An 11759-nucleotide genomic window follows, 5' to 3' on the forward strand; every position below is an offset into this window, starting at 1 on the left:
GAGATCTTACGCGCTGCATTTTTTGCGGCACCCAAGGAGTAGTGGCCTGGTGCGTGCTTTAGCGCGCGTGCACGAACCGACTTGGCAACATGGATTTTGGACATGGCAAGAAATGGTTGGCTGGCCAATGAGATGTGACGGTCACAATAATAGCACCGCTAATATATGGCCGTAAAGTAGTGGCCTATAAAAACACTTAAAAATCAGCCTGTTATGAGCGACAAGCCTCTAGGCAGAGGCCTGGAAGCAGAGGGTACACCGGCTAGGGTTCGACCAGCAAGGTGGGGTGAGGTGTCATTGGGGGATGAGCAAGAACCCCTTTGATGATCCCAACTTCGGCGCGCCCACTGCCCTTGCCTCCGCTACTTCCGGCGCCAAGGCGGCGGCTAAAACGCCAGCCAACCCGTTTGACGACCCGGAGTTCGGCAAGGAGGCGCCATCGCCCGGCTTGCTGCGCAGTGCTGGTGACTCTGCCATTGCCCTGGGCTCGGGGATCACCCAGGGCGTCAAGATGCTCACGGATGTGGCGGGCGCAGACAATTCCGCCTCGCGCGTGCTGGGCAAGGCCACGGATGCGCTGACAGACCTAGCTTCTCCCTACACCAAGGCCAAGAAGCAGGAGCGCGCCGCGAAGATCAAGGCGGCCGAGGATTCGGGCAGCACCTGGGAGGAGGTGAAGGCCTATGCGGGCAGCTTTGCCGATGCCCCACTCGATACTACGCTGAATGCATTAGGAACTTCTGCGCCTGCTCTAGCCGCCGGCCTCCTTTCTGGTGGCGCAGCTGTTCCTGCAATAGCCGTGCGTGCAGCCCAGGTGGGGCTGGGCGCGGCGCAAGGCTTGGGTGGCATCAAGGGGCAGATCCACGAAAGCGTGAAGCAAAAGCACCTGGAAGCGGGCGCGAGCGAGGCGGATGCCAGCCAGCGCGCCGATGCAGCCCAAGCCTATACAGGCCCCAATGCGGGGAGTATTGCCCTGGGTGGGGTGCTGGGCGCGGCAGCTGGCGGTACCGGCGCAGAAAGTGCGGTGCGGCGCCTAGCTGGCCAGCGCGTGGCGGCCGAGGCTGCAGCAAAAGCAGCTCCCGGTGTGCTGCGCTCCACTGCAATGGGCGCGGCCAAAGAAGCTCCGATGGAAATGCTGCAGGGCGGGCAGGAACGGCATGCCTCCAATACCGCGCTGCAGGGCGAAGGCTTTGATGTGCCGACCTGGCAGGGCGTGGCCGGGCAGGCTGCGCTGGAAGGATTGGCCTCTGCCCCCATGGGTGGAGGCTTTGGCGCGATGGAGGGCATGGCTCACAAGGGCGCGGCCCAGCGTCAGAGCGAAGGGGCCGCTGCTTTTGCTTCTGGAGAACCGCGCACGCCGCCGGAGTCGATCAAGAGCGTGGTGGCCAAGGCACAGTGGGTGCGCGGCTGGAATGTGGCCCAGGCCCAAGCTCAAGAGGCCGCAGCTGGATCGAACCCAATGGCCGAGCCATCCGGTGTTTCTGCCGAACAGCCGGGCGCAACCAATGACATGGGCCAGGAAGCCACGCTGTATGCAGATGGCAAGGGCAATGTCGGCGCAACGCCGGAGGATGTGACGCAGGCGACGGAGCCAGTTGCGACCCCAGCACCAGTGGGCGATTCCACTACCAACCCCGATGCAGCGCCAGGCACGGCAGACCTGGGCTCGGTCACGCCAGAGGTTCCCGTGCCAGAGCTGACTCCCTCTCAGGCCATGGGCCTGGACCCCAATGTCGGCGCGCTGTCCAAGGCGGCAGCCATGGCGGTGGATTCGGGTGCATCGCAAGTGCTGCAGACACCGACTGTTGCTGTGGAGCCAGCGCCCGTGCTAGAGCAAGCCGCGGCACAGGTGCCCGCCGGCGTGGACCCGGAAACCGGCGAGGTATCCCTGCAGACCCAGATGGACGAGCTCAAGGACCGCATTGCCTTTATGCAGCAGCAGGGCGCGGCCCAGGGTTGGAGCAAGGACATGGTGGCTCAGCGCAATGCGCTGCAAAGCCAGCTGACCAGGATGGAGGTGCAGTCGGCCGCCGGGCAGGCGCAAGGTGCATCGACCACTGGCGCGCCAGCCCCTGCCCAGCTGAGCGGCATTACCCAGATTCTGGCCAAGCAGGTTCCCGCCATGAGCGAGGACGAGTTGCAGCAGGCCATTGCCTACTACGGCCCCAATCACAAGCGCACCAAGAAACTAGAAAAAGCACTCCAGGCGCTTGCGCAGAAAACGTTAACAGCTATTGAAACAGGAGCAATCAGCAATGTCTCTCAAGCCGATCAAGCCCAGCAAGGTAGCCCGCAACCTGCGCAAGCAGGAGCAGCGCAAGCTGGCCAAGCTGCTGCCCAGGGTGTAGCCGATGGTGGCGCCACGACTGTCAACCCTGGAGCGCAAAGCCAGGGCACGCGCGATGCGAAAGCTCAAGCGCAAGTCTCTGAAGCTGCAGGCGCGGCCGTAGCCAAAGCGGCCCAGATCGCGCGGGATGGGAATGCAGAGCGCGAGCAGGAGCGTCAGCGCCAGCTGGATGCCAGCGAACGCTGGACGCGGATGACCACGGTGGAGCGCCAGGCGCTGGCCAAGGTGGCACCAGGCCTGAATGCCATCGCCAAAGCCAATGTGCATGGCCGGGCATGGGGTGATCTGTCGGAGAAGGTGCGCGGTAAGCTGGCCGATGCCATGGGCAATCAAACAGCGGTGGCCGGTAAAGGTGCGGGAAATCAGTTGGCACCGCTTGTAAACAGCGCGCCGCAAGCTATTGAAACTGTAGCGAATTCGCCAGCCGCTCAAACACCCGTCAAACAGGGCGCGCAGCCGGTGGGCGATGAAAAGCTCTTCGCGGCCGAGTCCGGCACGCTGGGCATTCCTCGCGCTGACATGCCCCAGGTGCCCGCAGCCAACCATGGCGGCATGGTCAAGCACCTGAATGCCCAGGGCATTGCCCACGAAACCAAGACCGTGGACGCGGCAGCGCTCAAGCCCACCCAGGCCGAGTATTCGCCGTCCAAGGTGGAGGCGGCCAAGAGCGCGGCTGGCGACCGCTCGGTGATTGTGTCCAGCGATGGCCACATCATCGACGGCCACCACCAGGCAGTCGCGGCAGCCGAGGAAGGCAAGCAGGTCAAGGCCATCGTGCTGGATGCACCGGTGGAGCAAGCGCTGGCAGCGGTGAAGGCCTCGCCCAGCGCGAATGTGGCACCAGCAAACGAGCCCACGCCCGCGCCGAAGTCGGTACCGCAGCGCATGAAGGAGGCCAAAGCCGCCAAGGATGAAGCCGCGGCATCCAAGCGTGCGGAAAAGCCCAAGAGCGTGCCGGCGAAGATGCGCGAAGCCATGGCGGCGCGGGCAACCGAGCGGGTTGCGGGCGGGGAAGAGGCACCGAGTTTCCGCCGTCAGGAATCTGAGCAGCTGGCGGGCGCGGACTTTGACGTGGACAGCTTCCTCAAGACCATGAACGAGGGCCAGCCTGCGCTGCAGGCCCGTGGCGAGGCTGGTGCGAGGGTGAAGCCAGCCGGATACTCACCAGCTGCCCGCGCACAGGCTGTGCGCGCCGTGCAAGGTACGGCTGATGCGGTTCGCAAGGCCTGGGCCAACGGTCCCGAAGTCATCGTGGCCTTTGACATGCAGGACACCGTGGTGCCAGAGAGCGCGCGCCGCGCCGATTTGAAGCAGCGCAGCGGTGGTGCCCAGGGCACCCCGGAAGGCTTCTATTACCAGGGCAAGGTGTATCTGATGGCGTCCAAGTTGAAGAAGCCAAACGATGCTGCTCGAGTGCTGTTTCACGAGGCCTTGGGCCACCATGGCCTGCGCGGCCTGTTCGGCAAGGATCTGGGCCTGATCCTGAATCAGGTGGCCGCCATGCGTAAGGCAGAAGTGGATGCCAAGATCGAAGAGTATGGCCTGCGTCGAGTCAACAGGCTGGACCGCCGCACGGCCGCCGAAGAGGTTTTGGCCGAAATGGCGCAGAGCACGCCCCAGATTGGCTTTGTGCGTCGTGCTGTGGCCGCTGTTCGCACCTGGCTGCGCACCCATGTGCCGGGCTTCAAGTCGCTGGCCCTGACCGACGCCGAGCTGATCCGCAATTACATCCTGCCGGCACGGGCCTGGGTGGAGCGCGGCGCTGGCGCTGGTTCGGACCAGGATATTGCATTCAGCCGCTCCGGCGCGACCAGCATGCCTGATGCCATCATCGGCAGCGTCCTGGGCGCGGCCTCATCGCACCCTGACTATGCAGCAGCCAAGAGCGGCGACATCGAGGCAGCCTTTCGCCTGGCCCAAGACATCGTGACGCCTGATCTTGTGGCCAAGGTGCGGGCTGTGATTGGGGATTCCAAGCCGCTGGTGGTGCCGGTGGCGGCTGAGGAAGCGACAGGACGCAACAGAATCCCGGTGGCCGCAGCTGGCGTGCTGGCACAGCGACTTGGGCTATCCACGACTGGCGCCATCGTGCAGGCAAATCGGGCTCATCGCACTGGCATGGATGGGCTGGACCGGATCTTTGCGCCCGTGGACTTTGCTGGCGCGGTGGAAGCCAAACCGTACTTGCTGGTGGACGATACCCTGACCCAGGGCGGCACGTTCACGGCGCTGGCCAGCCACATTCGGGAAGGGGGCGGTACCGTGGCGGGGGTCATTGCATTGACCGGCAAGCAGTACAGTGCAAAAATTCAGCCCTCTGCTGCAACTCTGGCTTCTCTTCGACAAAAACATGGTGACCTCGAAAACGAATTCCGCGCCGCCACAGGCTACGGCTTCGACGCCCTCACCGAGTCGGAAGCCCGTTATCTCGCGCGCTACGAACCGGCTGACCGACTCCGAGATCGAATCTCTGCAGAAGGACACCGAAGCCGCGCTGGCGAAAATACGGGAAATGCTGGCTCAGGCTCACTAGAAGACGGCCCGGTCTTCAGCCGGACACGCCTGGCCGACCTCAAGACCAGCGCCCTGGACCAGTTGAGCCAGACCTTTGCCCATGAGGGCAAGGTTTCGCTCTGGGACAAGTCTGTGGGCACCATGCGCCACCTGGGTGAGCGCGCTCCAGCCTTCAAGCCGGTGTACGAGTCGGCCCAGCAGAACATCGATGATGTGAGCATGCTGGCCAATGACGCGGCCGACATGGCGCCGCGCATCCTGCCCCGGGTGGAGTCTCTGGGCGACCTCAAGAAAAAGCCGGTTTCCGCCGAGGACAACAAGGCCGTGGCCAAGCCGCTGTTTGAGGGCACGCTGATCTGGGCGCGCGACGAGAACGGCAAGCCCACGCTGGTGGACGATCTGCAAAAGCGCCACGCCAATCTGTCGGTGCACAACAAGGCGGCCATGCTGCTCAAGCACGGCAAGATTGATGCTGGGCTGCTGGCCATGTGGCAGGGGCTGCCGATGGCGCAGTTTGAAAAGCTGATTGACTCTCGTTTTGAGAGCAAATTTCTCAAGGCTGGCATTGTCTGGAGCGATGCCGAGCTGCAATCCATGTTTGGCGCCAATGCCAACCAGATCAGCCTGTACCGCGAGGCCCGCGCGGCCATTGATCGCTCCATCGACATGACAGCCCGCACCGACATGCTGCGCGTGGTGGGCGAGAAGTACGAGCCCATGCGCGAGGCGGTGCTGGCCCAGCCTTCCGTGGAGGCTGCCGCCCAGCTGCTGCTGGATACCCTGGAGCAGGACGCCAAGGCCGACCCGGACGCGCGCGACCGCCTGGCCGGCTATATGCAGCTGATCAACCGCCGCCTGGAGACGGCTGTGGATCTGCAAAAGGGCGGCTACGCTCCCCTGTCGCGCTTTGGCCGCTACACCGTGGACGTGGTGGATGCCGCCGGCGAGCGCCAATACTTCGGCATGTACGAAACCGCGCGCGAGTCCAACCTGGCCAAGATGCAGCTGGCCCAGGAATTCAAGGGCGCGACCATCACCACCGGCACCATGAGTGCCGAGGCCTACAAGCTGTTTGCTGGCGTGACGCCTGAAACTCTGGAGCAGTTTGGCGAGATGCTGGGCCTGAAGTCCGAGGGCAACGAAGCCCAGGACAAGGCATTCCAAGAGTTCTTGAAGCTGACCAAGAACAATCACAGCGCCATGAAGCGGCTGATTCATCGCAAGGGCGTGGCCGGCTTCAGCCAGGACGTGGGCCGCGTGGTGGCCAACTTTGTGTACTCCAATGCGCGGGCCGGTGCCATGGGCCTGAATGCGGGCAAGATGGAAACGGCCATTGGCGCGATCCCCAAGGATCAGGGCGAGCTCAAGGATCTGGCCATGGGCCTGCGCGATTACATCCGCGACCCGCAGGAGGAAGGCCAGGCCGTGCGCGGCATGCTGTTTGCTCAGTACCTGGGCGGCTCACTGGCTTCGGCATTCGTCAACATGACCCAGCCATTCCAGATCACCATGCCCTGGCTGAGCCAGTATGGCGGTATGCGCAAGGCCGCTGGCCAGATGGCGCGTGCGCTCAAGGATATGGGCAGGTCTGTCGCTGACAAGAGCTTCCAGTACGAACCTGACCTTGCCAAGGCGCTCAAGGCTGCCGAGGATGATGGCACGGTGTCACCGCAGGAAATCCATGCGCTGATGGCCCAGGCGCGTGGCAACGGCATGCTGCGCTCGGGTGACGGCACCAAGGCCGGCAACCTGCGCGCCAATGCAGCCAACAAGTGGGAGCAGGGTAAGGTGCTGTGGGGCCAACCCTTCGCGCTGGCCGAGCAGTTCAACCGCCGCAGCACGTTCATTGCGTCTTACCGCATTGCCAAGGAGCAGGGCATGGCCGATCCGGCAGGCTTTGCACGCAAGGCGGTGTTGGAAACGCAGTTTGTCTATAGCAAGGCCAACAAACCCAAGTGGGCGCGCGGTGCCGTGGGCGGCACACTTTTTACGTTTAAGACGTATAGCGTGTCCTATCTGGAGCTGATGCAGCGCATGTGGAACCAAGGGCCAGCAGGAAGCCCAGAGCGAGCAGCTGGCCGCCGCGCCGTGGGTTGGGCGTTGGCCATGCTGGTTCTGATGAGCGGTGCCGGCGGCGTGCCATTCATGGAGGATGCAGAGGATTTGATTGATGGCATGGGCCAGCTGGCCGGCTACAACATCAGTTCCAAGCAGTGGCGCAAAGAGTTTCTGGCCGGTGCCGTTGGCAAGGAGCTGGCCGATTTCATGGAGCAAGGTATCTCGGGCCTGCCGGGCGCGCCAGTCGATGTGTCCGGGCGCCTGGGCATGGGCAACCTGATTCCCGGTACCGGCCTGTTCCTGGAAAAGCCCAACCGCGAGCGCGATCTGACGGAGATTGTGGGTCCGGCAGGTGACCTGGTCTCGCGCGGCTTTGGCGGTGCGCGCGATGTGATCAAGGGGATGCTGAACGGCGATGTGGCAACCGCCGGCAAAGGAGTGCTGGAGTGGACGCCCACGGCAGTGCGCAATGCCTTCAAGGGCGGAGATATGGCAGCCAGCGGCATGTACAAGGATTCCAAGGGCTACAAGGTAATCGATGCCACGCTGGCGGAGGCGGCGGCCAAGTTCATTGGCTTTCAGCCAAAGTCTGTGGCTGAAGACAGCGAGGCGACCGGCTACAGGAAGCGCAGCGAGAGTTTTTACAAACTCAATAGCGCGGAGATTAAAGCGCAGTGGGCAGATGCGCTATTTCGCAAGGATGAGGCGGCGCTGCAGCGGGTGCGCGAGCGCCTGGCCAAATGGAACCGCGACAACCCGGATCAACCCATGGTGGTACGCCAGCCGGATGTGTGGGAGAAGGTGCGCGAGATGGGCAAGGACCGCGCCCAGCGTATTGCGGACATGGCGCCCAAGGCGTTGCGCGAGCAAATGCGTGAGCAGGCTCGTTCACTGAGCTGACGGCACCCCTCTAGGGTTCGACTCCAATTCATGGCCGGGCAAAACTCCTGGCCATGTCTCTTTTTACGGCCATTGTTCTGTCTGCCAAGCCTGTCACCCTGCATTTTCCTGGGGTGGTGGTGCTGCCGAGCGTGCAGCAAATTGGATCGGTAAAGCAACTCTATGACTTGCGCCTGCAGGTGCTAAGTCGCGTCACCACGCCGTTTTGCTTCTACCTTGATGATGACGATGCGCTGCCAGCGGATTACATGGAGGTGCTGCAGGAGTGCGCCGACCACCATCTGCCGTTGGCCTATACCGATGAGCTGGTGAACTATCGCGGCTGCTCTGCCGTTCGCCAGTCCGAGCCCTACAGTTTGGAGCGCCACAAGCAGGCACCCATGCTGGTACATCACCTGGCGCTGATGCGCACGGCCGATGCCGTCTCTGCCGCCCAGCGCCTGCCGCGCGCAATGGATTTCTCGGTGGAGCAACCCCTGTACATGGAAATTGCCAAAGGGGGCGCGGCCTATGTGCCGCGTGTTGGCTATGTCTGGAATCGGACATTGACGGGCATCAGCCATTGGCCCCAGATGATCGCTGCCCAGGTACGCGCCCAACGCTGGTGCCATGGGGGCGCGGCATGACGTTTACTCTTGCCTGGGGTACCCAGAACGTCGCATTCACTGGCCCGCAGCAGGAGCCTTACCAAGAGGGTAATGCTGGCTCCTTCGGCGCCGAGAGCGGTAAAGAGTTTTTCACCGGAAAAGTCTATTTTGGGCTGACGATTCCAGATCAGCCGTTTTATGTTCTGTGCAAGTTCTTCCCGGATGGCCTGGGTGAAGGGCAGGACGTGGAGTTGCTGGAGCCGCGCAAACAGCCTGGCTCCTCTTATTACAGCGGCTATCTGAATGTGGTTTGGAACCAGCCGGGCCGTTTTGAGGTCACGTTCAACTACGACGAGTCTTATTTTCCTGGCGAGACTGTCCTGACCCGCTTGATTCTGGTCATGGAGAAAAATGCAGTCGGTGCAGAAGGTGGGCCGGCGCTGTCGCTGTTTCAGTGGGAAGCGGTGCCCGACACGTTGCCCGAAACCACCCCGCCGAATGAGCCTCCAACCGCCAACCCTGATTCGGCCACCACCGCTGCCGATACGCCGGTGGTTATCGATGTACTGGCCAACGACACGGACTCGGACGGCACGATCCCTGGTGGCATGTATGGAGTCGTAATCTCCAGCCAGGGAAGCAAGGGCCTCGCCTCTGTGAACGTTGACGGGACGGTCACCTATGCCCCGTACACCGGCGCCACCGGTGTGGATACGTTTTACTACCAGTGCTACGACAACTCGGATGCACTCTCGGCGCCGGCTGCGGTCACCGTCACCATTGAGGCGGGGGCCAGTGTCGCTCCAGTCGCTAACCCCGATAGCGCGAGTACGCCCTACGAAACCAACGTCCTCATCCCCGTGCTGGACAATGACGTGGATTCGGACGGCACGATGGACCGCTCTTCGGTGACCATCGCCATGCAGGGGGTCAAGGGCACGGCAACCGCCGTAGTCGAGGGTGACATCGTTTACGCGCCGCTCCCCGGTGAGTCAGGTACGGACTACTTTACCTACCAAGTCGCCAACGCTGCAGGTGCATTTTCCGAACCGGCCACCGTCACCGTGGTGATCGGAGAAAAGCCGGAGCAACCCACCGAGCCTGGTGAGCTGGCGCTGGCCTGGGGCTCAAGCTACCCCGGCACCCCCCCATCGATGGAGCCGTACCTCCAGCAAAACGCTGGGGCTATCGTCCCCTACATCGACGAAAACGGGGATTCGCTCTCTGGTTTCATCGGTGGTTCTGCTGCCTTCAGTACAGCCCCGAGCGCCAGCCTCAGTCTGCGGGTAACACACCTGTTCTACCCGTTGGGCGGCGGCGGTCCATTCGTGGACTACCCCTACGTGGACAACGGTGTCGGCTACATCGACCTGAGTGTGGACAACCCCGGCCTCCACGAAGTCACCGCGACCACTGCGGATGACGAGCCGCTGCCCAACCGCCTTGTGATTTCCGTTTCTCCAAAGGTTGGCGGGGGAATGTACGGGGGCTTGGCCTGGTATCAGGAGGAATTGGAGCCAGTGCAAGCTCAGTTCTGGACGGCATTTCTCAAGACCAAGGAGGTGCCGTGATGCGTACCAAGCTCGGCCCCTTCCCTCTGGGGATCAACAACCGCCGCGATGAAACCGATCTGTCCGTGCGTATCGAGCGCAGCACGATCGATCTGCTCAAAGGCGCGGTGAATGTGGACATCGTGGACGGCGGCATTTTGCGCCGCCGTGCGGGCACAACGCTGCTGGCGCCCGATCCCGTGCATTCCCTTTGGGGCGATGGCGGCCCCACGGGCTATGCCGTGCGCGGTACCGAGCTGCTGGCGCTGGATGCCCGGGGCGGGGTGCGCGTGGTGCAGGGCGGCATGGTGCCCCATCGGCCGGTGTCTTTCACCCGGCTCAATGGCGTGGTGTATTTCAGCGACGGCCTGCGCCTAGGTGCTCTGCGCGATGCGCAGGCGCTGGAGTTGACCCCGACCCCCAGCCAGGAGCCCGAGGTGCAGGCGCGCGGCGAGGGCAGTCTGGATGCAGGCCGCTACCTGCTGGTGTTCACGGTGTTCGGCCCCATGGGGGAGTCGGCCGCGACCGAGCCGGTGCTGGTGGAGGTGGCCGAGTCCCAGCAGGGGCAGGGCTCTATCTATATGAGCGGCTTGCCGCTGGTGCCGCCGGGCATGGAGCTGCGTTGCTATATGACCGGCCCCAATGGCTCGATGTTTCACCGCGCAGAAATGGCCGAGTTTGGCGGCGCGGCGTTGATCACCATCCAGGCCGATACCGGCGCTCTGGCGGAGACCATGGGCCTGATGCCTTTGCCCGCCGGCCAGATCCTGCGCGCCCACAAGAGCCGCATGCTGTGCGCCCGCGACAACTTGCTGTTCTACAGCCCTGCTTTTGCCCCGCTGCTGGCCGACCCGGTGTCCGGCTACGTGGCCTTTGATGCACCCATCACCATGGTGCGCCCCTGCGGCCAAGGCGTGTATGTGGCGGCCGGGCGGACCTATTGGTTTGCCGGCGACCTGTCCCTGGCCGACATGCAGGAGGTGCTGCCCTATGGCGCCTTGCCAGCTTCCGACAGCCAGCACCCCAAGAGCCCGGAAACCGTGTTCTGGATGAGCGACTGCGGCCTGGTGCGCGCCAACAGCGCCGGCCAGGTGGTGAATGTGCAGGAAGACAACCTAGTAATCGAGGGTGGCACCCGTGCCGCCACTTATTTGCGTGAGCGCGGCGGGCAGCGCCATGTGATCGCGGCAACCCAGTCCCCGGGCCTGGCCCGTGGGGCTGTCCACGCATCCATGGATGCAGAAATCGTGAGGTACTGATATGTCCCAACTCCAAACCATCGCGCCGCTCTCCCTGGGCTCGCGCACCCATACCGGCGTGACCTACCGCATTGAGCACCTGCGCGGCGGCCAGGTCTTGAGCTGCGAAGAGGTTGAAAACCTGATGCCCGCCGAGGGCCGCAACCACATGCTGGGCGTGACCTTCAAGAGCGTGGCGCCGGTGGCCAGCTGGTTCTTGGGTGTATTTGAGAACAACAGCTACCCGGGCGACGACCTCAAGGCCTCGACCGTGGTGGCCACGCTGGGCGAATCGGTGGCCTACATCCCGACCACGCGCCCGGCCTTCACGCCCGGCGCGATTGCGGCCGGTGCCGTGGACAACATGGCCGCCCGCGCCGAGTTCACCTTTACCGAGGCCAAGCGCATCTATGGCGCCTTTATGGCATCCAGCCCCACGCGCGGCAGTGGTACCGGTGTGCTGATTTCTGCGGCGCGCTTTGCGGCGGCCAAGGATGTGACCGCCGGCGACACGCTGCGGGTGACTGCGGCCTTTGAGCTGGTTTCTGCTTCGGAATAAGGAGAG

Annotated in this window: 5 protein-coding genes; all 5 read left to right on the forward strand. The window is 63.4% G+C overall.

The annotated features are described in order from the left end of the window. The first annotated feature begins 304 nt into the window (after nt 1–304). Genes EAO39_RS08760 through EAO39_RS08780 form a run of 5 tightly spaced genes read left to right on the forward strand, consistent with a single transcriptional unit; the run spans nt 305 to nt 11753 of the window. Nucleotides 305–7819, forward strand: coding sequence for a phosphoribosyltransferase (locus tag EAO39_RS08760; RefSeq protein WP_120967051.1), 7515 nt, complete (start codon nt 305–307; stop codon nt 7817–7819). 53 nt (nt 7820–7872) lie between these two features. Then, nucleotides 7873–8445: a hypothetical protein gene (locus EAO39_RS08765; RefSeq protein WP_120967052.1), complete on the forward strand. Its 573-nt coding sequence runs from the start codon at nt 7873–7875 to the stop codon at nt 8443–8445. After that, a complete protein-coding gene (locus EAO39_RS08770) occupies nt 8442–9977 on the forward strand; it encodes an Ig-like domain-containing protein (RefSeq protein ID WP_120967053.1) in 1536 nt (511 codons plus the stop codon). The genes EAO39_RS08765 and EAO39_RS08770 overlap by 4 nt, the downstream gene beginning before the upstream one ends. After that, on the forward strand, nt 9977–11215 hold the full coding sequence (locus tag EAO39_RS08775; RefSeq protein WP_120967054.1) for a hypothetical protein: 1239 nt from the start codon (nt 9977–9979) through the stop codon (nt 11213–11215). Before EAO39_RS08770 ends, EAO39_RS08775 begins: the two co-directional genes overlap by 1 nt. A 1-nt stretch (nt 11216) precedes the next feature. Next, on the forward strand, nt 11217–11753 hold the full coding sequence (locus tag EAO39_RS08780) for a hypothetical protein (protein ID WP_120967055.1): 537 nt from the start codon (nt 11217–11219) through the stop codon (nt 11751–11753). Nucleotides 11754–11759: the final 6 nt, after the last annotated feature.

It is taken from the genome of Comamonas sp. lk, assembly GCF_900564145.1.
Lineage (GTDB): Bacteria > Pseudomonadota > Gammaproteobacteria > Burkholderiales > Burkholderiaceae_C > Comamonas.

What these genes read in the sequence shown, in the direction of transcription:
- EAO39_RS08760 (WP_120967051.1), top strand. Translation starts at nt 305, where the DNA reads ATGAGCAAGAACCCCTTTGATGATCCCAACTTCGGCGCGCCCACTGCC.
- EAO39_RS08765 (WP_120967052.1), top strand. Translation starts at nt 7,873, where the DNA reads ATGTCTCTTTTTACGGCCATTGTTCTGTCTGCCAAGCCTGTCACCCTG.
- EAO39_RS08770 (WP_120967053.1), top strand. Translation starts at nt 8,442, where the DNA reads ATGACGTTTACTCTTGCCTGGGGTACCCAGAACGTCGCATTCACTGGC.
- EAO39_RS08775 (WP_120967054.1), top strand. Translation starts at nt 9,977, where the DNA reads ATGCGTACCAAGCTCGGCCCCTTCCCTCTGGGGATCAACAACCGCCGC.
- EAO39_RS08780 (WP_120967055.1), top strand. Translation starts at nt 11,217, where the DNA reads ATGTCCCAACTCCAAACCATCGCGCCGCTCTCCCTGGGCTCGCGCACC.